Source organism: Pseudomonas neuropathica, assembly GCF_015461835.1.
Lineage (GTDB): Bacteria > Pseudomonadota > Gammaproteobacteria > Pseudomonadales > Pseudomonadaceae > Aquipseudomonas > Aquipseudomonas neuropathica.
The window spans coordinates 171,776-195,482 of the sequence record NZ_JACOPX010000011.1; the positions used below are offsets into that span (position 1 = coordinate 171,776).

The 23,707-nt window shown below is 59.5% G+C and carries 18 protein-coding genes; 8 read left to right on the forward strand and 10 right to left on the reverse strand.

Annotated elements, in window-relative coordinates:
• Window positions 1-97: 97 nt before the first annotated feature.
• From H8F23_RS17855 to H8F23_RS17880, 6 genes are all read left to right on the forward strand, one after another.
• Window positions 98-394, forward strand: coding sequence for a pyrroloquinoline quinone biosynthesis protein PqqE (locus H8F23_RS17855; RefSeq protein ID WP_093429944.1), 297 nt, complete (start codon window positions 98-100; stop codon window positions 392-394).
• Window positions 395-668: 274 nt separating this feature from the next.
• Window positions 669-2,474 (forward strand): phenylacyl-CoA dehydrogenase, encoded by a 1,806-nt coding sequence (locus H8F23_RS17860; protein WP_194935264.1) that lies wholly within the window; start codon window positions 669-671, stop codon window positions 2,472-2,474.
• Window positions 2,475-2,745: 271 nt separating this feature from the next.
• Entirely contained in the window at window positions 2,746-4,848 is a 2,103-nt protein-coding gene (locus H8F23_RS17865; protein ID WP_194935265.1) for a cytochrome-c peroxidase, read from the forward strand.
• Between the two features lie 198 nt (window positions 4,849-5,046).
• Complete coding sequence (locus tag H8F23_RS17870) at window positions 5,047-6,336, forward strand: GGDEF domain-containing protein (RefSeq protein ID WP_194935266.1); 1,290 nt, start codon at window positions 5,047-5,049, stop codon at window positions 6,334-6,336.
• A gap of 90 nt (window positions 6,337-6,426) precedes the next feature.
• Window positions 6,427-8,223, forward strand: a complete 1,797-nt coding sequence (locus tag H8F23_RS17875) for an acyl-CoA dehydrogenase C-terminal domain-containing protein (RefSeq protein WP_194935267.1) — start codon at window positions 6,427-6,429, stop codon at window positions 8,221-8,223.
• A gap of 212 nt (window positions 8,224-8,435) precedes the next feature.
• The gene (locus H8F23_RS17880) at window positions 8,436-10,214 is read left to right on the forward strand and encodes an acyl-CoA dehydrogenase C-terminal domain-containing protein (protein ID WP_194935268.1); all 1,779 of its coding nucleotides are present in this window, start codon (window positions 8,436-8,438) and stop codon (window positions 10,212-10,214) included.
• 227 nt (window positions 10,215-10,441) lie between these two features.
• Here H8F23_RS17880 and H8F23_RS17885 read toward each other — a convergent pair whose 3' ends face one another.
• Window positions 10,442-11,356, reverse strand: a complete 915-nt coding sequence (locus tag H8F23_RS17885) for a LysR family transcriptional regulator (RefSeq protein ID WP_194935269.1) — start codon at window positions 11,354-11,356, stop codon at window positions 10,442-10,444.
• 169 nt (window positions 11,357-11,525) lie between these two features.
• On the opposite strand from H8F23_RS17885, the gene H8F23_RS17890 reads away from it, so the two are divergent.
• Window positions 11,526-12,809 (forward strand): aspartate aminotransferase family protein, encoded by a 1,284-nt coding sequence (locus H8F23_RS17890; protein ID WP_194935270.1) that lies wholly within the window; start codon window positions 11,526-11,528, stop codon window positions 12,807-12,809.
• Between the two features lie 194 nt (window positions 12,810-13,003).
• Entirely contained in the window at window positions 13,004-13,162 is a 159-nt protein-coding gene (locus tag H8F23_RS17895) for a YqaE/Pmp3 family membrane protein (RefSeq protein WP_003228885.1), read from the forward strand.
• Window positions 13,163-13,273: 111 nt separating this feature from the next.
• Here H8F23_RS17895 and H8F23_RS17900 read toward each other — a convergent pair whose 3' ends face one another.
• The 9 genes from H8F23_RS17900 to H8F23_RS17940 all read right to left on the reverse strand — a co-directional run bounded on the left by H8F23_RS17900 (window position 13,274) and on the right by H8F23_RS17940 (window position 23,514).
• Entirely contained in the window at window positions 13,274-15,085 is a 1,812-nt protein-coding gene (locus tag H8F23_RS17900) for a S9 family peptidase (RefSeq protein ID WP_194935271.1), read from the reverse strand.
• The gene (gene pqqE, locus H8F23_RS17905) at window positions 15,051-16,190 is read right to left on the reverse strand and encodes a pyrroloquinoline quinone biosynthesis protein PqqE (RefSeq protein WP_228759287.1); all 1,140 of its coding nucleotides are present in this window, start codon (window positions 16,188-16,190) and stop codon (window positions 15,051-15,053) included. Before pqqE ends, H8F23_RS17900 begins: the two co-directional genes overlap by 35 nt.
• The gene (gene pqqD, locus H8F23_RS17910) at window positions 16,183-16,458 is read right to left on the reverse strand and encodes a pyrroloquinoline quinone biosynthesis peptide chaperone PqqD (RefSeq protein WP_186616312.1); all 276 of its coding nucleotides are present in this window, start codon (window positions 16,456-16,458) and stop codon (window positions 16,183-16,185) included. Before pqqD ends, pqqE begins: the two co-directional genes overlap by 8 nt.
• On the reverse strand, window positions 16,455-17,207 hold the full coding sequence (gene pqqC, locus H8F23_RS17915) for a pyrroloquinoline-quinone synthase PqqC (protein ID WP_194935272.1): 753 nt from the start codon (window positions 17,205-17,207) through the stop codon (window positions 16,455-16,457). Before pqqC ends, pqqD begins: the two co-directional genes overlap by 4 nt.
• 140 nt (window positions 17,208-17,347) lie before the next feature.
• Entirely contained in the window at window positions 17,348-18,259 is a 912-nt protein-coding gene (gene pqqB / locus H8F23_RS17920; RefSeq protein ID WP_194935273.1) for a pyrroloquinoline quinone biosynthesis protein PqqB, read from the reverse strand.
• An 81-nt stretch (window positions 18,260-18,340) separates the two neighbouring features.
• Window positions 18,341-18,415: a pyrroloquinoline quinone precursor peptide PqqA gene (gene pqqA, locus H8F23_RS17925; RefSeq protein ID WP_003422658.1), complete on the reverse strand. Its 75-nt coding sequence runs from the start codon at window positions 18,413-18,415 to the stop codon at window positions 18,341-18,343.
• Between the two features lie 156 nt (window positions 18,416-18,571).
• A complete protein-coding gene (pqqF, locus tag H8F23_RS17930) occupies window positions 18,572-20,986 on the reverse strand; it encodes a pyrroloquinoline quinone biosynthesis protein PqqF (RefSeq protein WP_194935274.1) in 2,415 nt (804 codons plus the stop codon).
• 38 nt (window positions 20,987-21,024) lie between these two features.
• On the reverse strand, window positions 21,025-21,819 hold the full coding sequence (locus H8F23_RS17935) for a carbon-nitrogen hydrolase family protein (protein WP_194935275.1): 795 nt from the start codon (window positions 21,817-21,819) through the stop codon (window positions 21,025-21,027).
• A 12-nt stretch (window positions 21,820-21,831) separates the two neighbouring features.
• Window positions 21,832-23,514 (reverse strand): flavin monoamine oxidase family protein, encoded by a 1,683-nt coding sequence (locus H8F23_RS17940; protein ID WP_194935276.1) that lies wholly within the window; start codon window positions 23,512-23,514, stop codon window positions 21,832-21,834.
• Window positions 23,515-23,707: the final 193 nt, after the last annotated feature.

A 23,707-nucleotide genomic window follows, 5' to 3' on the forward strand; every position in this document is an offset into this window, starting at 1 on the left:
ATGGGCAGGCACTGTGCCATTAGTGTTTTTGACGGGTGTTTTTCTGGCGCCTCTGGTTCAATGACGCCATTGATCCTTCCCAAGGATGAGAACTGTTATGGAAATCTCCGGTAACACAGCTTTTTATGCAGGTCTGAGCTCGATTCAGAGCGGGCAGAACCGCGTTGATCAGGCCGCCAGCCAGATTGCCAACAACACCATTGAGCGTTCAGTCACCAGCCAGTCTTCGGAAGCGCAGGTCGATCGTCTGCGTGGCGTTGATCGCAGCCAGCAAATGGACCTGGGCAGCGACATGGTGCAAATGGCCCAAGGCAAGTTTCAAGTGGAGCTGGGCGTAAAAGTCGCCAAAGCTTCCGACGAAATGCTCGGTACGATCATCGACACCTTTGCCTGATTTTTCGCCATCTGCCCCCTGAACGCCGCGCTTTGTCGCGGCGTTTTTCGTTGTAAGTCCTTCTCCCTCAACTAATCTTTTTTCAGCCCCCGTGACTCGATCGAGCGCATGGCGGTTTGCTGTGTCCGGCGTTTGAAAGATGCGATGACGAACGGCAAAAGATCGACGCTTGACAAGATTTCGGCGTAAACGTATGTTTCAAACAACTGTTTGACCGTCACAACAAATCAACACGGTCGTTCATTCCCGGTTACATCAGCAGAGGTTTATCGCTATGCCTGACTACAAGGCCCCCTTGCGTGATATTCGCTTCGTTCGTGACGAACTGCTCGGCTACGAAGCGCACTATCAGAGCCTTCCGGCTTGCGCAGACGCAACTCCGGACATGGTTGACGCCATTCTCGAAGAAGGCGCCAAGTTTTGTGAGCAGGTACTGGCGCCGCTGAACCGCGTGGGCGACCTCGAAGGTTGCACCTGGAGCGAGTCCGGCGTGAAAACCCCGACCGGCTTCAAAGAGGCTTACAAGCAATTCGTTGAAGGCGGCTGGCCAAGCCTGGCGCACGATGTTGAGCACGGCGGCCAAGGCTTGCCGGAGTCGCTGGGTCTGGCAGTGAGCGAGATGGTTGGCGAAGCCAACTGGTCGTGGGGCATGTACCCAGGCCTGTCGCACGGCGCGATGAATACCATCTCCGAGCACGGCACCCCAGAGCAGCAAGAAGCCTATCTGACCAAACTGGTTTCCGGCGAATGGACCGGCACCATGTGCCTGACCGAACCGCACTGCGGTACCGACCTGGGCATGCTGCGCACCAAGGCCGAACCTCAGGCTGATGGTTCCTACAAAGTTTCCGGCACCAAGATCTTCATCTCGGCCGGCGAACACGACATGGCTGACAACATCGTCCACATCGTGCTGGCCCGCCTGCCGGACGCACCGGCTGGCACCAAAGGCATCTCGCTGTTCATCGTTCCAAAGTTCATGCCCAATGCTGATGGCACCGTCGGTGCACGCAACGCAGTAAGCTGCGGTTCGCTGGAACACAAGATGGGTATCCACGGCAACGCCACTTGCGTGATGAACTTCGACGGCGCTACCGGTTTCCTGATCGGCCCAGCGAACAAAGGCCTGAACTGCATGTTCACCTTTATGAACACCGCACGTCTGGGTACCGCGCTGCAAGGTCTGGCCCACGCCGAGATCGGTTTCCAGGGCGGTCTGAAATACGCTCGCGATCGTCTGCAAATGCGCTCCCTGACGGGCCCGAAAGCGCCGGACAAAGCCGCTGACCCGATCATCGTGCACCCTGACGTACGCCGCATGCTGTTGACCATGAAGGCGTTCGCCGAAGGCAACCGTGCGATGGTGTACTTCACCGCCAAACAGGTCGACATCGTCAAATACGGCGTCGATGAAGAAGAGAAAAAGAAAGCCGACGCACTGCTGGCCTTCATGACCCCGATCGCCAAGGCGTTCATGACCGAAGTCGGTTTTGAGTCCGCCAACCACGGCGTACAGATCTACGGCGGCCACGGCTTCATCGCCGAGTGGGGCATGGAGCAGAACGTTCGCGACAGCCGCATTTCGATGCTGTACGAAGGCACCACCGGTATCCAGGCACTCGACCTGCTGGGCCGTAAAGTGCTGATGACGCAAGGCGAGGCTTTGAAGGGCTTCACCAAGATCGTCCACAAGTTCTGCCAGAACAACGAAGGCAACGAAGCCGTTGCAGAGTTCGTCGCACCGCTGGCGGCAATCAACAAAGAGTGGGGCGAGCTGACCATGAAGGTCGGTATGGCTGCCATGAAAGATCGCGAAGAAGTCGGCGCGGCCTCTGTGGACTACCTGATGTACTCCGGTTATGCCTGCCTGGCTTATTTCTGGGCCGACATGGCGCGTGTAGCAGCCGAGAAGCTGGCAGAAGGCAGTGGCGACGCGGCGTTCTACACCGCCAAGCTGCAAACCGCGCGCTTCTACTTCCAGCGCATCCTGCCACGCACCCGTACTCACGTGGCCACCATGCTGTCGGGCGCCAACAACCTGATGGACATGAAAGAAGAAGACTTCGCACTGGGCTACTAAGCCTTAACGTGGTCTTTTGAAAAACCGCTGCTCCTTGGGGGGCGGCGGTTTTTTTTGCGCTGGATTTACCCCCAACACTGGGGATGTTTCCCCAGCAGAAACGGTGAGCTGACAGCGCGCAGCCTCAGTGTTTATTGATTCAAAATGTTTCTCAGAAGAGTGGCCAATTAATTGCACTGCGCAGATTAACCGGCGCTCACGAGAAATCCTGTCCTGTTTCACGACGCCTCTCGCCCGGCGAACTCATAACAACAACGTCAGGGTGAAGCATATGAACATCTGTCGACTTGTCGGGTTAACCCTCACGCTAAGTGCCTGCGGCGCCATGGCGGCTGATCCTGTGGAAGTGGATCCGCCGGTGCCGGAAGTGCCGAGCCTGCAATCACTGCGAGGCATGGTTCCGCCCGATCCCTCAGGAACCGAGGGTGGCCGTAAAGTCGACCTGATGACCGACTACGTGCTCAACCGGTCCGCCGCAATCCTGCTGGGCAAAGCGCTGTTCTGGGACATGGAAGTCGGCAGCGACGGCGCCACGGCGTGTGCCTCCTGCCATTACCACGCCGGCGTCGATCACCGCATCACCAACCAGCTCAACCCCGGCCAGGCGCACACCAATGCCAACGTCGCTTCGATCTTCAACAAACCCTTTGTAGCGTCGGATATTCCCGGCGATGTGGCGTCCTACGCAACGCTGTCCGGCGGCAAGGGCGGGCCGAACTACACACTGAAGAAAAACGACTTCCCGACCCATGTGTTGAGTAATCCACTGGAGCGCAACTCGCCGATTGTTTACTCGACGGACGACGTGATCGGCTCCCAAGGCGTATTCGACGCCAATTTCGTCAAACCCAACCAGCCGCGTTTCGACAAATGCACCCAGCAGCCTGACGGCATCTTCCAGGTCGGCGGCATCAACGTGCGCCGCAGCACCGGGCGCAACGCGCCGTCGGTGATCAACGCAGCGTTCAATGTGCGCAACTTTTGGGACGGACGGGCGAATAACGTGTTTAACGGTTTCTCGCCGTTCGGCAATCGCGACCCTGATGCGGCGATTTACGTGACCAGCGAGCGCAGCACCGTGGCAAGCAAAGTCCGGCTGGCGCTCAACGATGCTTCTGCCGCGTCGCAAGCAGTAGGTCCGCCCGGGAGCGGGGTGGAAATGTCCTGCGGTGGCCGCACTTTCGCCGACATCGGCCGGCGCATGCTTGATCAGTTGATGCTCAAGCAACAGCGGATATCTTCCAACGACTCCGTGCTCGCTTCGGTATCCGGCGCGCGGCGTCCGACTTATCGCGAATTGATCAAAAATGCCTTCCAGCCACGCCTGTGGAACGCCACGCAAAATGTGCTGGTGGGCGGTGCACCGTATACACAGATGGAAGCCAACTTCCCGCTGTTCTTCGGGTTGGCGATTCAGATGTACGAATCCACCCTGATCTCTGACCAGGCGCCGATTGATGCCTATCTGCAAGGCGATTCAACCGCGATGAACGCGCAGCAGGTTCAGGGCATGAATCTGTTCCTCGGCAAGGGCAAATGCGTCAATTGCCACGGCGGCGCGGAGCTGACCAACGCGGCCAGCCGCCTGCTGATGCACCCGCGTGAACGCATCGAACGCATGGTCATGGCCGATAACCTGATCACCCTTTACGACAACGGTTTCTACAACACCGGTGTGCGTCCGACCTCAGAAGACCTCGCGCTCGGTGGCTCGGATGCCTGGGGTAACCCATGGTCGTTCAGCCGCCAGTACAACAAGCTGTTGCAAGGCGGCAGCATCCCCGATCCGCTGGACGTCGATGTCTGCACCTTCGAGGTGCCGCTGAGCGCAGCGATTCCGTGCGACGCCACGCTCAAGCCCAACGTCAACTTCCGTGATTCGGTCGACGGCGCCTTCAAGACGCCGACCTTGCGTAACATCGCGCTGACCGGGCCGTACTTCCACAACGGCAGCCGCGCCACGCTCAAGCAGGTGATGGAGTTCTACAACCGTGGCGGCGACCGTCGCGGCGAAGACGCCAACAACACCAGCGGTTTCGAGCATCCTTCGGCGAATCAGCACAACACCTCAAATCTCGATCCGGACATGACCAATCTCAACCTGACGCCTGAAGAAATCGACGCGCTGGTGAAATTCATGGAAGTCGGCCTGACCGATCCGCGCGTGGCCTGGGAGCGGGCGCCGTTCGATCATCCATCGCTGGTTCTTCCGCAGGGCGAGATCGGCGATGAAAACGCCGTGACCCAGCGTCCGGCCAGTCCGAAAGTCACCACCCGGCAAGCGGCTGACGCTTTGTTCTCGCTCAAGCCATACGGGGCCGAGGGCCGGAGTTCGGCGGAGGGGCCGTTGTTGCCGTTCTACAACGATCTGTGAGGGATATTTTCAAGCCTGGCCATCAGTGATGATGGCCAGCACGGCAAATCGGGCAAAAAACTTGGCAAATCGCTCAGATAGTCAGGTTTTCTGCCGTTAAAGAGACTGCGTGTGATCTGGATCACATTGTGTGTGCTTAACTGCACGCATTGCAGGCACAATGCCATCTCTTTGCTATGACGGGTCGGAGCTTTACCCTTGCCGCGTTCTTCCGCTGTACGTTTCAGTCATTTCCTGCCATCACTGCTGTTGTTACTAGCGGGGTTGGCAGCTGCGTACGTCAAAGACCTCAGCGTGTTCTTCACTTCGCTGTTCAACGTGTTGCCGACGTTGGTGCTGTTGCTGGGCGGCGCGTATTGCGCGGTTTACCGCCGTCAGCGCGAGCTGTTTCTGATGCTCACGGTGTACATCGCCTACTTTCTGCTCGACACCCAGACCGACTATTACCGCGACAACGGCAAGGTCCGCGAAGACGCTGCGGTGGTCTTCCACCTCGTCTGCCTGCTGTTGCCGTTGTTGTTCGGCTTGTTCGCCGCATGGCAGGAACGTACACATCTATTCCAGGACATGGTCGCGCGGTTCGCCGTGTTGCTGGCCTTTGGCAGCGTGGCATTGGGGCTTGAGCAAAGTTATCCCCAGGCATTGCTGATGTGGCTCTCGGAAATTCGCTGGCCGGCGCTGCACGGCGCGTGGATGAGTCTGATCCAGCTCTCGTATCCAGTGTTCATCTCGGCGTTCCTGCTATTGGCCTGGCAATACTGGCGCAATCCACGTCCGCTGCATGCGGCGCAATTGGTTGGCCTGCTCGGCGTGTTCTGGATGCTGCCGAAAACCTTCATCCTGCCGTTCACCCTGAACATCATGTGCAGCCAGGTGATGTTGATGATTGCCGCTGCGGTTGCGCACGAGGCTTATCAGATGGCCTTCCGCGACGAACTCACCGGTCTGCCGGGCCGCCGCGCGCTCAACGAGCGGATGCAACGCCTCGGTCGCAACTACGTATTGGCGATGAGCGATGTCGATCACTTCAAGAAATTCAACGACACCCACGGCCACGATGTCGGTGACCAGGTTTTGCGTCTGGTCGCCAGCAAACTGTCGAAAATCAGCGGTGGCGGTAGGGCGTATCGTTATGGCGGTGAGGAATTCGCCCTGGTGTTTGCAGGCAAAACCCTTGAGGAGTGCATGCCGCACCTTGAGGTGATCCGCGAGTCGATTGCTTCCTACAACATTCAACTGCGCAATCAGGAAAACCGTCCGCAGGATGATCAGCAAGGTCGCCAGCGCCGCGCTGGCTCGGGTGCCTCCAGTGTTTCGGTCACGGTCAGCATCGGTGTTGCTGAACGAGTGGAGCAGCGCAACCCGGAACAAGTGCTGAAGTCCGCCGACGAGGCGCTCTATGCCGCAAAAGGTGCGGGGCGTAACTGCGTGATGGCGTACGGACAAAACCGCCGTGGTGCGGTGCGCATGGACGCTGCCGCAGGTTGAGTGATGACGGCGCATTCAGCGTCTGCACAGTGATTGTGGGGTGTGGTGGCCGGCAGTAGGTTGGAGAAATCTGCTGACGGAGAAGCCACCATGCCTGAGTACAAAGCCCCCCTGCGCGACATGCGCTTTCTGATTGATCACGTCTTCGACTTCCACAGCAATTACGCCGCCCTTGGCGCGCACGACGCCAGCCCGGACATGATCAACGCGATCCTCGAAGAGGGCGCGAAGTTCTGTGAGAACGTGCTCGCGCCGCTCAATCGCAGCGGTGATGAAGAGGGCTGCCATTTCGACAACGGCGTGGTGACAACGCCTGCAGGCTTCAAGCAAGCCTTCGCACAATACGTGGAAGGCGGCTGGCACGGTCTGGCGGCGGATCCGGCCTACGGCGGCCAGGGTTTGCCGAGTTCGCTTGGGCTGGTGATCAGCGAGATGGTCGGCTCCAGCAACACTTCCTGGGGCATGTACCCGGGCCTGACCCACGGCGCGATGTCGGCGATCCATGCCCATGGCAGCGCCGAGCAGAAAGACACCTACCTGAGCAAACTCACCGCCGGCCAGTGGACCGGCACCATGTGCCTGACCGAAGCCCATTGCGGCACTGACCTGGGGATCATCAAGACCCGCGCTGTGCCCCAGGCTGACGGCAGTTATGCGCTCACCGGCAGCAAGATTTTCATCTCTGCCGGCGAGCACGACATGAGCGACAACATCATCCATCTGGTGCTGGCCAAACTGCCGGACGCGCCGGCCGGGACCAAAGGGATTTCGCTGTTTATCGTGCCGAAGTTCTTGCCCGATACGGCGGGTGAAGCGGGCGAGCGCAACGGTGTTTCCTGTGGTTCGATCGAACACAAGATGGGCATCAAGGCTTCGGCCACTTGTGTGCTGAACTTCGATAGCGCCAAGGGCTATCTGATCGGTGAGCCGAACAAGGGACTGAACTGCATGTTCACCATGATGAACCACGCGCGGCTAGGCACCGGCATGCAGGGTTTGTGTCTGGGCGAAGCAAGCTTCCAGGGCGCGATCAAATACGCCAACGACCGCTTGCAGATGCGTGCGCTGACCGGCGCCAAAGCCCCGGATAAACCTGCCGACCCGATCATTGTCCACCCGGACGTGCGGCGCATGCTGCTGACCATGAAAGCCTTTAACGAAGGCAATCGGGCGCTGACCTACTTCACCGCGCAGTTGCTCGATGTCGCGCATCTGGGCAGCGATGCCGAGGCGCGTCAGGAGGCCGAAGACCTGTTGGCGTTTCTCACGCCGATCTGCAAGGCCTTCATGACCGACACCGGCCTGGAGGTGACCAACCACGGCATGCAGGTATTCGGTGGCCACGGCTTCATTCGTGAATGGGGCATGGAGCAGTTGGTTCGCGACTGTCGGATTGCGCCGATCTACGAAGGCACCAATGGCATTCAGGCCTTGGATCTGCTTGGGCGCAAGGTGCTGGGCAGTCAGGGCAAGTTGTTGCGTGGCTTCACCAAAATCGTCCACAAGTTCTGCGCGGCCAACGTCGAACACCCGCAACTGGGCGGTTTCGTTGCGCAACTCAATGAGCTGAACCAGCAGTGGGGCGACCTGACGATGAAGGTCGGCATGGCGGCGATGAAGAACCCGGATGAAGTGGGCGCAGCGTCGGTGGATTACCTGATGTACAGCGGTTACATCATCCTTGGCTATCTGTGGTTGCGCATGGGCCTGGTAGCGCAGGCGCAACTGGAGGCCGGCGAGGGCGAGGCGGATTATCTGCGGGGTAAGTTGGCGACCTGCGAGTTTTACTTCAAGCGCTTGTTGCCGCGTACGGCGGCGCATCGTGCGGCGATCGAGGCGGGCAGTGATTGCTTGATGAAGTTGCCGGCTGAAATGTTTGCGCTTTAAGGAAGATCAAAAGATCGCAGCCTGCGACAGCTCCTGCACGGGATCGAGTTTTACCTGTAGGAGGTGGCGGAGGCTGCGATTTTTTCTAGTGACTAAAAATAACAAATCGGTCATCGGTTGACCCTATGTGTCGCAAAAGTTGTTGAGGTACACTCGGGCTCAACGAAAACATCATTCCACGAATCACCTGTTTAGATCTTGCGAGGTTTGCCATGGCTGACTACAAAGCGCCGCTGCGCGATATGCGCTTCGTCCTCAATGAAGTGTTCGAAGTCGCCAAACTATGGGCCGAACTGCCGGCCCTGGCCGAGACCGTCGACGCCGAAACCGTTGAAGCCATTCTCGAAGAGGCCGGCAAAGTCACCAGCAAAAGCATCGCACCTCTGAGCCGCGCTGCCGACGAAGAAGGCTGCCACTGGAAGGACGGTGCCGTTACCACGCCGGCTGGTTTCCCACAGGCTTATCAGACGTACGCTGAAGGCGGCTGGGTTGGCGTCGGTGGCGATCCGCAATACGGCGGCATGGGCATGCCCAAAGCCGTGTCGGCGCAAGTCGAAGAAATGGTCAACTCCGCCAGCCTGTCGTTCGGTCTGTACCCGATGCTGACCGCCGGCGCCTGCCTGTCGATCAACGCTCACGCCAGCGAAGAGCTGAAAGCTGCGTACCTGCCGAACATGTACGCCGGCGTCTGGGCCGGCTCGATGTGCCTGACCGAGCCGCACGCCGGCACCGATCTGGGGATTATCCGTACCAAGGCCGAGCCTCAGGCCGATGGCTCCTACAAAGTCAGCGGCACCAAGATCTTCATCACTGGCGGCGAACACGACCTCACCGAAAACATCATTCACCTGGTGCTGGCCAAGCTGCCGGACGCCCCGGCCGGTCCTAAGGGCATCTCGCTGTTCCTCGTGCCGAAGTTCATGGTCAACGCCGACGGTAGCCTCGGCGCGCGCAACCCGGCGAACTGCGGTTCGATCGAACACAAAATGGGCATCCAGGCGTCCGCGACCTGTGTGATGAACTTCGATGAAGCCGTGGGCTATCTGGTCGGTGAGCCGAACAAAGGTCTGGCCGCGATGTTCACCATGATGAACTACGAGCGTTTGGGCGTCGGCATCCAAGGTTTGGCCACCGGCGAGCGTTCGTATCAGAACGCCGTCGAATACGCCCGCGACCGTCTGCAAAGCCGTTCGCCGACTGGCGCGCAGAACAAAGACAAAGTCGCTGACCCGATCATCGTCCACCCGGACGTGCGGCGCATGCTGCTGACCATGAAAGCCTCGAACGAAGGCGGCCGTGCGTTCTCCACCTACGTGGCGATGCAACTCGACACCGCCAAGTTCAGCGAAGACGCCACCACCCGTAAACGTGCGGAAGATCTGGTCGCGTTGCTGACGCCGGTGGCCAAGGCATTCCTTACCGATCTGGGTCTGGAAACCACCGTGCACGGCCAGCAGATTTTCGGCGGCCACGGCTACATCCGCGAGTGGGGTCAGGAGCAATTGGTGCGTGACGTGCGCATCACCCAGATCTACGAAGGCACCAACGGCATTCAGGCGCTGGACCTGGTCGGGCGCAAGATCGTTGGCAGCGGCGGCGCGTTCTACAAGTTGTTCGCTGACGAAATCCGTCATTTCACCGCAACGGCCAGCGCCGATCTGGGCGAATTCACCAAACCGCTGAACGATGCCGTCGACACCCTCGACGAGCTGACGTCGTGGCTGCTGGATCGGGCGAAAAACAACCCGAACGAAATCGGCGCCGCTTCGGTCGAATATTTGCAAGCATTCGGATACACAGCGTACGCCTACATGTGGGCATTGATGGCCAAAGCTTCGCTGGGCAAAGAAGCGCAAGACGATTTCTATGCCAGCAAACTGGGCACCGCGCGCTTCTACTTCGCCCGTTTGCTGCCGCGTATTCACTCGTTGAGTGCGTCGGTGAAGGCCGGTAGCGAGTCGCTGTTCCTGCTGGATGCGGCGCAATTCTGATGCGATGACGTCATGTAAGCATTCTCTTACATGACGTGCTGCTGTTCTCCCATATGCGTAGATTGGATCCACGGCTAATCTACATTTCATGGACGTCGCGCAGGAAGCGCAAAGCAACAACACGGACACGTAGGATTCTGCCAGGGTGGCGGAGTGAAATGGATGTCAGGGAAACAGTCTGCAAAGCCCCGCTTCGGCGGGGTTTTCTTTTGCCTGCAGAAAAGTAGTCAGGCCAGCGGATCAAGCGCCGGCTTCACTTCGCGCTCCATCACTTCCTCCAGCAATGTCTGCAATAGTGCCAAAGGTGCCTGCTGGCGCTGCACATCGCGACAGACCAACCCAACTTTCAGCGGCACGCGCGGTTCGCTCAGCGGTTTCCAGAGCAGATCCTGATCGTCGTACTCCTTTTGCGAACGCCCCGGCAGCACCGTCGCCAGTTTGGTGTGCGGCAGGCTGTCGAGTATCCCCACCATATTGTTCAGCTCTGCCTGCACCTGTGGACGTCGCCCCAGAGCGGTCAGTTGCGCCTGCCAGATCTGGCGGATCTGAAACTCTTCGCCCAGCAGCAACATCGGCAGTTCAGCCGCCTGGCGCATCGAAACTTTCTTGAATTCACGCAGCGGATGATCCGCCGGGATGACCAGCGTCAGTTCATCTTCGTAGAGCATCACGCCGTGCAGACCCGGTTGGCGCGGCGGAAGATAACTGATGCCAATGTCCAAAGAACCATTTAGCAAACGCCGCTCGATCTCAAGTCCAGTCAACTCATAGATCTGCACCACCAGATGCGGCTGCGCCTTGCGCACCCGCTCAAGCATTTGCGGAACGAGACTGGTGTGAACGGTTTGCAGCACGCCGATTGCCAGTGTGCGCAAGGCCTGGCCCTTGAAGTTGCCCAACGCTTCACGCGCCCGCTGCAATCCGTCGAGCAGCGGCAAGGCGTGGTTGTACAACGTGTGCGCGGCGAGGGTTGGCAGCAGACGCTTGCTGCTGCGCTCGAACAGGGTAACGTCGAGGTTCTGCTCGAGCTGGCGGATCTGCTGCGACAGTGCCGGTTGCGAGATCGACAGGCGTTCGGCGGCGCGACCTACATGGCCTTCTTCGTAGACCGCGACGAAATAACGCATTTGTTTGAAATCCATAAGTAACGCTTATCGAAAATGCTGGTAAATCGAAATGGCCCGCAGGCCTCAGTGAGCCTAGTCTAACCGCATTCACAAGGCTTACAGGGCCAGAAAGCGCGATGAATAGCGTTCGCTTCGACAGTGTTTGCATAGGCAGTTCAAAACACCTTAAACGCGGTGTTTTTCAATGAATATGTTCAGTTTGCGGCGCCAGACGCCGAGTCTTGATGACCTCGCCTTTGAGGCTGATCCTTCTGATATCAACGAAAATCTGAGCACCGAACGCCTGATGCCCAGCGTCGAACGGCCGCAACAGGTGTTCGTTCGTGGTCAGGGTTCCTGGTTGTGGGACAACAACGATCGTGCGTACCTCGACTTTTCCCAGGCCGGTGGCGCCAACAGTCTCGGTCACAGTCCTTCAGCATTGGTCAAAGCCATCAGCAGTCAGGCGCATGCACTGATCAATCCCGGCTTCAATCTGCACAATCGCGGCATGCTCAGCCTCGCCGAGCGCCTCTGCGCCGCCACTTTCAGCGATCAGGCGTACTTGCTCAACAGCGGCAGCGAAGCCTGTGAAGCGGCGATCAAACTCGCGCGCAAATGGGGGCAACTGCATCGCGGCGGCGCCTCGCGGATCATTGTCGCGAAGCAGGGTTGTCACGGACGCAGTCTGGCGACGATTTCCGCCTCCGACAGCTGCAACCTGCACAACCGTTTCGCGCCGTTGCTGCCGGGTTTCGATCTGGTGCCGTTCAACGACTTGCCGGCCCTGCACGCGGCGGTCGATGCGCAAACCGTGGCGATCATGCTTGAGCCGATCCAGAGCGATGCGGGGGTGGTGCCGGCGACCGGGCATTATCTAAAAGGTGTTGAACGTCTGTGCCGAGAGCTGGGCATTCTGCTGATTCTCGACGAAGTGCAAACCGGTATCGGTCGCTGTGGCTCCTTGCTTGCCGAACAGTCCTATGGCGTACGCGCCGATATCGTCGTGCTCGGCAAAGGCCTTGGCGGCGGTGTGCCCTTGGCGGCGCTGCTGGCGCGGGGCAAGGCGTGTTGTTTCGACGCGGGTGAACTGGGCGGCACGCACCACGGCAATGCGCTGATGACAGCGGCTGGTCTGGTGGTGCTCGACAGTGTGTACGACCGCAGCTTTCTGCAGCAGGTCAACGATCATGGCCAGCATCTGCGCGAAGGCCTCGCACGATTGGCGCACCGCTACGACCACGGCGAACTGCGTGGCCAAGGTCTGTTCTACGGACTGACCCTGTCAGACGATTGCGCCGAGGCCGTGGTCCACGCCGCCCTTCACGAAGGCTTGCTGCTCAACGCTCCGCAAGCCAACTGCCTGCGCTTCACCCCGGCGCTCACTGTCAGCAAAACCAACATCGACGAAATGCTCCTGCGCCTGGGCCGCGCGTTCTCGCGAGTGCGCACCGCGCAACTGCAATGCCGTAAAGGGATTGCCGTCTGAGCTGAACTTTCCTACCCGATTTCCAGAACCGTCTCGCGGTATAACGCACGCCCCACGCCTGATTCTTTTGGCGTGGGGCGTTTTTTTGTGAGGTGGTGGCGATCAAATGGCAGTTGCACTGAACCCTGACGAACGGTGCGGGTCGATTAGCTTGTATGGCTCAAGTGAGCCAACCCCCATACAGGAGCTGCCCCATGGATTTCATTCGCATCATCATCGCTATTCTGTTGCCACCACTGGGCGTGTTTCTGCAGGTCGGGTTTGGCGGGGCGTTCTGGTTGAACATTCTGCTGACGTTGTGCGGGTATATTCCGGGGATCGTGCATGCGGTGTACATCATCGCCAAGCGTTGAGTCAGCGGCATAAACCTGTAGGACCTGCGGCACGCTGTGATCTTTTGATTTTAATTCGAGGATCAGGATCAAAAGATCGCAGCGTGCCGCAGCTCCTACAGGAAGAGGGTTTCAGTTTGTAAATCCCATCACCCGCCGATAGAACTTCCACTCCTGCTCCAGCGCATGCGCCTGATTGGCGGCGCGGCGGAAGCCGTGGCGTTCGTCGGGGTAGTAATGCGCTTCGACGGAGATGTCGTTCTGCTCCAGCGCCGTGACCATGTCGCGGGTCTGTTGCGGCACGACCACGGCATCCAGTTCACCCTGAAAGAAAATCACCGGTACGCGGATGTTGTTTGCGTGCAACAACGGCGTGCGGGCGGCGTAGCGTTCGGCGTCTTGCTCGGGATCGCCGATCAGCCAGTCCAGATAATCACCTTCAAATTTGTGCGTAGCTCGAGCCAATGCAACCGGATCGCTGACGCCGTACAAACTCGCTCCAGCGCGGAAAACTTGCTTGAACGCCAGCGCACATAACGTGGTGTAGCCACCTGCGCTGCCGCCACGAATGAATGCGCGATCACCGTCGATCAAACCTTGGACGGCGAGATGACTCACCACCGCACAAGCATCCTCGACGTCCACTTCACCCCAGCTCAGATGCAAGGCCTGCCGATATTCGCGGCCATAACCACTGCTGCCGCGATAGTTGAGATCGGCCACGGCGAAGCCGCGTTGCGTCCAGTATTGAATGCGCGGGTCGAGCATCGGGTAGCAGGCTGATGTCGGGCCGCCGTGGATGAACACCACCAGCGGCGGGTTTGTCTCGCCGCTCATGGCCGGATAAAAGAACCCATGCGCTTTGCCCGAACCGCTTGGGTAGCACAGGGTTTGCGGACGGCTGATGCGCTCTGCGGGTAAAGGCGCCACACCGCCGGCCAGCACGTTCACTTTGCGCGTCGCCCGATCAATGGCGATGACCGCAGAAGGACTGATCGGCGAAGCTGCAATGCAGTAAATAAATTGTGCATCAAAAGCGAGATGACGGAAGCGACTGTAGTCGCCAGTGAAGTCTTCGTCGCCGAGGGTCAGGCGGCCAAAACCGCCCTCACTCCAGCTGGCTAAAAACGAATCCTCAAACGGCAGCCAGGTGCAGCCGCCCAGTTGCCATGGCGCGGGGGCATGATCGGCTGACGCAGCGGTTAATGGTTTCAAACCGTCGGCAGTTTCTGCCCACGGTTGCCAGAATCCACCGCGATCGGTCAGGCAATACAGCCGACCTTCAGCATCAAATCGTGGCTGTTGAATGGATTCTTCAATCTCACCACCGGCAACGCATCGCGAAGGCCCACATGCACCATCAGCCAAGCGCTCAGCCGCCATCAACCGGGTCGACGTCCACGGTTGATGCGGCCGGCTCCACTCGATCCACGCCAAGCGCTGGCCATCCGCACTGATGATTGGCGCCGCATAAAAATCCGCGCCCGCAGCCAACAAATGTCGTGCGCCGTCAGCCAGATCAATCGCCACCAGTCGATGCTGATCACGCTCTTCTTCCACCGCGAGCACCTGGCCGAAGGCAAAATGGAGATCGCCATAACGGCACTCTCCCGACGTCAGCGCCTCTGGCTCACCACCCAGCGTCTGGCGATACAACTGCTGATCCGTCTCAGCAACGAATACCACCCCATCCGGCGTCAGACAAAACGCGCCACCGCCATATTCGTACACGCGACTGCGTACGCTAAAACCATTCGGCGTCAGACATTTCGCCACGCCATCGCGCCAATGCCAGATCCGGCACGCGGCATCTTCCGGGCGGTATTCGTTCCAGAACAGCCCATTGGCGCCGAGTTGCAGTTCAGCGAAATCCATGCCGGCGGCGACGGCTTGCGAGGCGCTGAAAGGCTCAGCCTTTGGCGATGAGGCGCGAGTTTCGTTCATTGCGGAAGGCCAGTTGTTCGATGGTTTGAGTGGCAGTCTCGGCTTCTTCGCGGGCCTTGAGAATCACGCCGTGATGTTCGGACTTGCTGCACACCGGGTCGGCATTGCTCGCATCACCGGTGAGCATGAACGCCTGACAGCGGCAGCCGCCGAAGTCTTTTTCTTTCTCGTCGCACGAGCGGCACGGCTCGGGCATCCAGTCGTAACCACGGAAGCGGTTGAAGCCGAACGAGTCGTACCAGATGTGTTGCATGCTGTGATCGCGCACATTGGGAAATTGCACCGGCATCTGTCGGGCGCCATGGCAGGGCAGGGCGGTGCCATCCGGGGTAACCGTCAGAAAGATACTGCCCCAGCCGTTCATGCAGGCTTTGGGGCGTTCTTCGTAGTAATCCGGGGTGACGAAAATCAGCTTGCACGGATGCCCTTCGGCTTCCAGCTTCGCGCGGTACTCGTTGGTGATGCGCTCGGCGCGCACCAGTTGCTCTTTGGTCGGCAACAGGCCGACACGATTGAGCTGTGCCCAACCGTAAAACTGGCAGGTGGCGAGTTCGACAAAATCCGCTTCGAGCGCAATGCACAGCTCGATGATGCGGTCGATCTTGTCGATGTTGTGCCGGTGGGTGACGAAGTTCAGCACCATCGGATAGCCGTGGGCCTTCACTGCGCGGGCCATTTCCAGCTTTTGCGCGAAGGCTTTTTTCGAGCCAGCGAGCAGGTTGTTCACTTGCTCGTCGCTGGCCTGGAAACTGATCTGGATGTGATCCAGGCCAGCCTTTTTGAAGTCGCTGATTTTCTGCTCGGTCAGGCCGATACCGGAGGTGATCAGGTTGGTGTAGAAACCCAACTGCCGCGCTTCATGAATCAGCTCGGCCAGATCCTGACGTACCAGCGGCTCGCCGCCGGAAAAGCCCAGTTGCGCCGCGCCCATCTCCCGCGCTTCGCGGAACACTTTGATCCACTGTTCGGTGCTCAGCTCTTTGCCCTGCTCGGCGAAATCCAGCGGATTGGAGCAGTACGGGCATTGCAGCGGGCAGCGGTAAGTCAGCTCGGCGAGCAGCCACAGCGGCAGGCCGACCTCGGGCTTGGGCGGCAGATCAGGCAAGTTCGATCCAGTGCTGCGCACGGGCAACCTCCATGAATTGCTCGATGTCGTCACCGAGCTCGGGCACGCCGGGGAACTGCTCATCGAGTTTGGCGATGATTGCCGCGACATCGCTCTGACCGTCAATCAAACCGCCGATCAGCGCGGCAGATTCATTGAGCTTGATCATGCCTTCCGGGTAGAGCAGCACGTGGCCTTTCTGTGCCGGTTCGTACTGGAAGCGGTAGCCGGGACGCCAGGTCGGGACTTTGCTGCGATCGAAACTCATAAGGTGATTCCTTTGTGCCAGACCCGTTCTGCGGTGACGCTGTGATACGGCGGGCGGTTCAGTTCGTAGGCCATGCTCATGGCATCGAGCATGCTCCAAAGAATGTCGAGTTTGAACTGGAGAATTTCCAGCATGCGTTCCTGGCCTTCGCGGGTCTTGTAGTGCTCAAGCGTGATCGCCAGACCGTGCTCGACATCTCGACGCGCCTGACCGAGGCGGGTGCGGAAATATTCGTAACCGGCCGGGTCGATCCACGGGTAATGCTGCGGCCAGCTGTCGAGGCGCGACTGGTGGATCTGCGGCGCGAACAGTTCAGTCAGCGAGCTGCTGGCGGCTTCCTGCCAACTGGCGCGGCGGGCGAAGTTGACGTAGGCATCGACGGCGAAACGTACGCCGGGCAAGACCAACTCCTGGGAGCGCAGTTGATCCGGGTCGAGACCGACTGCCTGGCCAAGGCGCAGCCAGGCTTCGATGCCGCCATCTTCACCGGGGGCGCCGTCGTGGTCGAGCAGGCGCTGAATCCACTCGCGGCGGATTTCTCGGTCGGGGCAGTTGGCGAGGATCGCTGCGTCCTTCAGGGGGATGTTCACCTGATAGTAGAAGCGGTTGGCAACCCAGCCCTGAATCTGTTCGCGAGTGGCGCGGCCTTCGTACATCGCCACATGGTACGGGTGATAGATGTGGTAATAGGCGCCTTTGGCGCGCAGGGCCGCTTCGAATTCGGTGGGGGACATTGGCGTGTCAGTCATGTTTGTTCTCCGGGGAACAACCCTAGAAATATCTAGTGTATGTGCCGGCCTTATCGCGAGCAGGCTCACTCCTACAGGTGATCGCATTCCAATGTAGGAGTGAGCCTGCTCGCGATAGACCGCGCAGCGGTCTCAAATGCTTACAGCACAATACTCATGCCATCAAACGCCACTTCTACATTACGCCGCGCCAGCTCTGCGCGCTCCGGCGAATCTTCGTCGAGAATCGGGTTGGTGTTGTTGATGTGGATAAGTACTTTGCGCTGTTCAGGCAGTTGCTCCAGCACTTCGAGCATGCCGCCAGGCCCGTTCTGCGCCAGATGACCCATCTCGCGACCGGTGCGGGTGCCGACGCCACGGCGCTGCATTTCATCGTCATCCCACATCGTGCCGTCCACCAGCAGGCAATCGCTGCCGGCCATGATCTCCAGCAACGGCGCATCGACTTTGCCCAGACCCGGCGCGTAGAACAATTTGCCGCCGGTGTTCAGGTCTTCAACGATCAAACCGATGTTGTCCCCCGGGTGCGGATCAAAGCGATGCGGCGAGTACGGCGGCGCCGCGCTGCGCAGGGGCAGCGGGGTGAAACGCAGGTTCGGGCACGCCGCCACGGTGAAGCTCTGGTCGAGTTCGATGCGGTTCCAGTCCAGCCCGCCGTTCCAGTGGGTGAGCATCTTGAACAGCGGGAAACCGGTGCTGAGGTCTTCGTGAACCATGTCCGTGCACCAGACCTGATGCGGGCAGCCTTCGCGCAGGCTGAGCAGGCCGGTGGTGTGGTCGATCTGGCTGTCCATCAGAATGATCGCGCTGATGCCGGTGTCACGCAGGGCGCGGCCCGGTTGCATCGGGGCGAAGCTTTGCAGCTGCGCGCGGATGTCCGGCGAGGCGTTGCACAGCACCCAGTTCATGCCGTCGTCGGAAATCGCGATGGACGATTGGGTGCGGGCCTTGGCATTCAGGCTGCCGTCGCGAAAACCTGCGCAGTTGACGCAGTTGCAGTTCCACTGCGGAAAACCGCCGCCAGCGGCCGAACCCAGAATCTGGACGAACATGAACACTCCATCATTTCAACGCGGAAAATAAAACGCCCCGGCGAGCCGAGGCGTTGCACTGCGATTCTACGTAAGCAGAACTCAGCGGCTGGCGAAGTACATGGTGACTTCGAAGCCGATACGCAGGTCGGTGTAAGCAGGTTTTGTCCAGGACATGGGTGTCTCCTTCAGGGTGGATGGGATAGCGCTGTCCATAGGTATAGTCCACGGCAGCGCAAAGATGTTCCAAATAGTTAGGCGGCTATGTTACTCAAAATTTCACCGGGTTTGCCCGTGAATATTCGAGAAAGCTCCTTGCAGCCTCGGTAATGATCAATTTGTCGTTTGCCATGGGTTACCGGGCGCGGGGTCGCTGGCGAGACAGAGCCAGCCGCCTTCGGCGTTGATCAAGCGCTGTGCTGCGTTAAACAACGCCTGGCGATCGAGTTGACCAATGGCGGCGAGCAATTGCCCAAGATAATCCGACGAGTGGCCTGCGAGTCTGGCCTGCCAGAGCAGTTCGGCAGCGTCTTTGCTGGACAGATTGGCGTCGTCGAATTGATCCGCGAGGTTTTGCCGCCGCTGGTTGAGGCTGGCCTCATCAAGTTGTTCGATCAGCGCGGGCATACCTTTGAGGAACTGTTGAATGTGCTCGAGCAACTCCGCAGGTCTGGCGCTCGGAGATTGCACGCCGAACAGCAGGGCGGTTTGGCCATTCATCTGGCGAAGCGCACTGAAAACCGCATAGCCCAATTGCAATTCGACGCGCAGGCGCTGGTAGAACGGCGTCTGGCACACCTGCGCCAACAGTCGCCACGCGGCGTCCTCGACGATGTCGCGGCTGGCGGCGGGGCAGAACAACAGCACGGCGTGTTCGCTGGAGGCGGTATCGACATGGCGCCAGTGTTTTTGCGCGGTGATTGCCGCCGGCTCTGCCAGATGGTTGTCCGGGATGCCGGGAACCCGGCTCAGGGCCAGGCCCATGGCGGACTGGGTCTGTTGGCTCAGTCCCAACGCGAGGCCGTCCCAATGCGAAGTTGTCCACAACTGTTGGGCGTCGTCGCTGGTTTTAGCTGATTCCAGCGCCTGTTCCGGCAGCGCTTTCAGCAACTGGCGAATGGGGATCAGCGGCGTTTCCGCCTCACTACGCAACGAATCGGCGTCAACTTGCGTCAGACATTTCAGCGCATGCTCCAGGACGCTGGGCATTGGCTCCTGCAGGCCGGTGAGCTTGAGCAACCATTGATGCCCTGTGGTGCTGAGAGACAACTCGACTCCAGCCTCGCGCGTGTCTTGCTGAGTTTGCCGGAGACTGCGTTGCAATCTCGAGTGCAGATCAGGGCTGGCGGCAGACTCAACCTGCCAACGCAGGTAAATCGCGCCGTCATCACCGCTGTCCGGCAAGACTTGGCTGAACTGCATCGGCGAGCGTTCGCGACGGCCGCGCGAGCGATCCTGAGCAAATGTACGAAGGCCACGGTGGGCGCTGGTCTGGCCGCGAATCAGGCCCGCATTGGCGAGCGGTTCGCTGGCGCGCAGAAATGGATTGGCAGCGGGTAATCGCCAGTGAGCGCTGAAGTTATCCACAACACCTATTTCACGGAGCAGATGTTTGAGCGCGCTGATGCCGCTGTCGGACAGACCACTCTCTTGTCGCTCGCTGTCGAGTCGTGCCAGTTGCAGCGCGCCGCTGACTTGTTGCTGGCGCTGAACTAGAGCCGTGTATTCCGTCCGCAGCGGCGTCCAATCCTGTTGCGCGAAGAAGCTCAGCCAATCCTTTGCGCGTTCGCTAATGACGTTCATTGATTCGGCTGGTGCGATGAATGCCAGATGCAGCAAGGCTTGCCCGGCAAAGCAGTACAGTGGTGCGGCTTTCAGATCATCCGCCAGATTCTGTTCCTGCAGATGCGCCAGCAACCCACCGGGCTTGGCACTGTTCAGCCAGTGGCAGAGGAATGCCATTGCCTCGGCGGAAGACTCCGGCAAATCATCGAACGCAAACAACAGATTGGCGCGTCGCTCAGCGGCCTGTTGATAACTTTTCACCGTCAGTTGCAGGGGCGCAGCCTGCGCAATTTTATCCCCAGCCGGTAAACCCGCTGCGAACTGCTCGGCCAGTGCGCGCAGCTCTTCAAGGCTTTGCGGCCCCACCAGGCTCAAGCTCATTTGTCCGGTGCGATAGAACTGCTGGTGGAAATCCTTCAACGCCTGCTGAAACGCTGGCAATTCCACTTTCAGGCTGTCCCGATTCCCCGCATGAAATCCGCGCAACGGATGCTCTGCCGGTAAACCCTCATACAACGCAAACTGCTGCTGAGCCGCAGGATCTTGCGACCAGGCGACAAATTCCGCCTGCAACACTTCTCGTTCCCGCAGTTGATCGTCCAGATTCATACGCGGCTTGGCGAGCATGTCTGACAGACGCTCCAACCCCTCGCTGAACGAGCGCGTCGGCAGCTCAAAGAAAAAGTCAGTGGTGCGTTCGCCAGTGCTGGCATTCACTTGGCCACCGTGGCGCTGCACATAGGCCATCAACCCTTCGTCCGCCGGAAAACGCTCAGTGCCGAGAAACAGCAAATGCTCGAGGAAATGCGCCAGCCCCGGCCACGCCAATGGCACGTCATGGCTACCGGCAGCCACCCGCAGGGCAGCGGCACTGCGCTTTAGGCCTGGCACATGACGCAGGGTCACGCGCAAGCCGTTGGCCAGGGTTTCGGTGTGGGGGCGGGGGTGAGTCAGCGCAGGCATGGGCACTTCCAGAACAGTGAAGTGCCCATGCTAGCGGATTAGCGCTTGTTCAGCGCGCCGTAAAGCTCCGGGCGGCGGTCGCTGAGGTAGCGATTGGCCGCACGCGAATCGATCATCAACTGCCGATCCAGTTCGCCGACAATCAACGCTTCGTCCAGACCCGCCTGGGCGATGCGGCTGCCGTCCGGCGCGGCGATGCTGCTTTGCCCACAGTAATGGATTTCGCCTTCATGGCCGCAATAGTTGGCGTAGGCCACGTAGCACTGGTTTTCGAAAGCCCGGGAACGCACGGTGACGTCGGCGACGAAATCAAATGGAATCATGTTCGCCGTCGGCACCAGAATCAGCTCGGCGCCGTCGAGGGCCAGGCGTCGGGCGTTCTCCGGGAATTCCAGGTCGTAGCAGATCAGGAAACCGAGTTTCCAGCCGTTCAGTTCAACCACCGGAAAATCGCCTTCACCGGGGCTGAACATCGAGCGATCAAGGTCACCGAACAGGTGCGTCTTGCGGTAATTGCACAGGCGCTCACCGTTGGCGTCTATCAACTGCACGGCGTTGTAGATCTGCCCGTCGGCCGTGCGCTCGGGGTAACCGTAGAGAATCGCCAAACCGGCCGACTTTGCAATGCGGCCGATCTGCTGTGCCCATTCCCCGTTGTAGACCTCCGCCAGGGTGCTGACCGCTTCGGCGCCAATGTTGTAGCCGGTCATGAACATCTCCGGCAGCACCAGCAGATCGGCGCCTTTGGCCTCCATCGCCACTTGATGCAGGCGTTGCAGGTTGGCGGCGGGGTCCAGGGGCAGCGGTGGACATTGGTAAAGGGCTACACGCATCAGGGATTCCTCTTACTCGGGCAGGGCGATAGGGCCGATGTCTTTGAACACATCACCCGGGCCCGGGTTCGCTTTATGTGTCGAACCGCCGAAATGCTTCATGATCCCCCACACCGCGTTGAGCGACGTCTGCACCGCGCCTTCAACCCACGCCGGTGTCCACGACACATCGTCGCCAGCGATGAAAATCCCGCGCTGCTCGGCGGGCATCTCGTCCTGCATGAAGTGCGCGTACATGCGCTGGTTGTAGCGATAGTGGCCGGGCAGGGCGCCCTTGAACGCACCGAGAAAGTACGGATCGGCTTCCCACGACACGGTGATCGGATCGCCGATGATGCGCGCGGCGATGTCGACTTTCGGGTAGATCTTCTTCAGCGCGTTCAACGCCAGCTCAACGCGTTTTTCCACCGGGTGCGGGAGCATCTTCAAGGCGTCGCTCATCCACGAGTACGACAGGCAGATCACCCCCGGTTTGTCGTCGCCGTTGTCGAACAGATAAGTGCCGCGGGTCAAGCGATCGGTGAGGGTCATACTCATCAGGTCGCGGCCGGTTTCCGGGTCTTTGTCTTTCCAGAATGGCCGGTCGACCATCACGAAAGTCTTCGACGATTGCATATAGCGGGTGCGGTCGAGGGCCATCCACATCTTCTGCGAGAACAGGGTTTCGTCGCATTCGATCTGGGTGGTCAGCAGCCAGCTCTGGCAAGTGGTCAGCACAGCGGCGTATTCGCGAGTGTCGCCATTATTGTCGGTGACCGCGAAACGGCCATCGGGCGCGTGAGCGATTTTCTTCACCCCCGAGCGCGGTGCGCCACGGTGCAGGGATTTCAGGCTGGTGCCTTCCGGCCAGTGCACGCAACGCTCTGGTACATGCCGCCAGATGCCTTGCGGTACTTGCTCGACGCCACCGACCACGAGGTGCTGGTGATCGTCGCAATTGGTCATCACCACGCGGAAGATTTCCAGCATCGAGTTGGGGAAGTCGGAATCCCAGCCGCCGGTGCCGAAACCGACCTGCCCGAATACTTCGCGGTGATGGAACGACAGTCTGGCGAAGGCCTCTGAGGTGGCGACGAAGTCGTAGAACGTGCGGTCGTCCCACAGCGGCACCAAGGTATTCCAAAGTTCTTTCAGACGCGGCACATCGCGATCGCGGATGGCTTGCTGGATATCGGCGAACTGCGAGCCGGCTTCCAGTGCGTCCGCCCAGGCGTCAGCCACTTCCTGAAACAGTGCAGGAAGATCCGCCAGTTTTTGTGCGTAATGGGTTTTGCCTTCCAGGTCGATCACGGTGCTGCCGGAGGCCGGCGTCAGCGGGTTCGGGAAAGGTTTGGTTTCCAGGCCGAGCTTGTCGACGTAGTGATAGAACGCGGTGGAGGATACCGGGAAGCGCATGCCGCCCAGTTCCGCGACGATGCCGTCAGTGCCGTTGAACGCTTGCGAGCGCAGACGTCCGCCGAGCTTCGAAGCCTCGTAGACCACCGGTTTCAGGCCAAGCTTCATCAGCTCGTAAGCCGCTACCAGGCCGGCGATGCCAGCGCCGACGATCGCCACTTCAGCGCCATGATGATGTTCAGGAATAGTGCCGAGACCGGCCGGGTGCTCGATCCAGTCGTCGAACGCGAACGGAAAGTCCGGGCCGAAAATGGTGACTGGTTTCTTACCGTCTGCAGGATGGCGATTGTTCTTGTTCATGGCTGACCTTGCTGGCGACCCGACGCAGGATGCGCGTCTGAGTATAGGAAAAGATGCCTGCCATTTTAGGGAGCGTAGAACACGTTAATAAGACGCAAAATGTCGTCGTTTTGCCAATTAGCAGATCAATATGACGATCAAAGACTGCATATGGACCAAAGTGTAGGAGAGGCCTGCTCGCGAAGAGGCCCTG

Coding starts and splice junctions, on each gene's coding strand:
- pqqC (WP_194935272.1), bottom strand. CDS start 17,207: ATGACTGACACGCCAATGTCCCCCACCGAATTCGAAGCGGCCCTGCGC.
- pqqD (WP_186616312.1), bottom strand. CDS start 16,458: ATGAGTTTCGATCGCAGCAAAGTCCCGACCTGGCGTCCCGGCTACCGC.
- H8F23_RS17875 (WP_194935267.1), top strand. CDS start 6,427: ATGCCTGAGTACAAAGCCCCCCTGCGCGACATGCGCTTTCTGATTGAT.
- pqqB (WP_194935273.1), bottom strand. CDS start 18,259: ATGTTCGTCCAGATTCTGGGTTCGGCCGCTGGCGGCGGTTTTCCGCAG.
- H8F23_RS17865 (WP_194935265.1), top strand. CDS start 2,746: ATGAACATCTGTCGACTTGTCGGGTTAACCCTCACGCTAAGTGCCTGC.
- H8F23_RS17885 (WP_194935269.1), bottom strand. CDS start 11,356: ATGGATTTCAAACAAATGCGTTATTTCGTCGCGGTCTACGAAGAAGGC.
- H8F23_RS17935 (WP_194935275.1), bottom strand. CDS start 21,819: ATGCGTGTAGCCCTTTACCAATGTCCACCGCTGCCCCTGGACCCCGCC.
- H8F23_RS17855 (WP_093429944.1), top strand. CDS start 98: ATGGAAATCTCCGGTAACACAGCTTTTTATGCAGGTCTGAGCTCGATT.
- H8F23_RS17895 (WP_003228885.1), top strand. CDS start 13,004: ATGGATTTCATTCGCATCATCATCGCTATTCTGTTGCCACCACTGGGC.
- pqqF (WP_194935274.1), bottom strand. CDS start 20,986: ATGCCTGCGCTGACTCACCCCCGCCCCCACACCGAAACCCTGGCCAAC.
- H8F23_RS17860 (WP_194935264.1), top strand. CDS start 669: ATGCCTGACTACAAGGCCCCCTTGCGTGATATTCGCTTCGTTCGTGAC.
- H8F23_RS17890 (WP_194935270.1), top strand. CDS start 11,526: ATGAATATGTTCAGTTTGCGGCGCCAGACGCCGAGTCTTGATGACCTC.
- H8F23_RS17940 (WP_194935276.1), bottom strand. CDS start 23,514: ATGAACAAGAACAATCGCCATCCTGCAGACGGTAAGAAACCAGTCACC.
- H8F23_RS17880 (WP_194935268.1), top strand. CDS start 8,436: ATGGCTGACTACAAAGCGCCGCTGCGCGATATGCGCTTCGTCCTCAAT.
- H8F23_RS17900 (WP_194935271.1), bottom strand. CDS start 15,085: ATGAACGAAACTCGCGCCTCATCGCCAAAGGCTGAGCCTTTCAGCGCC.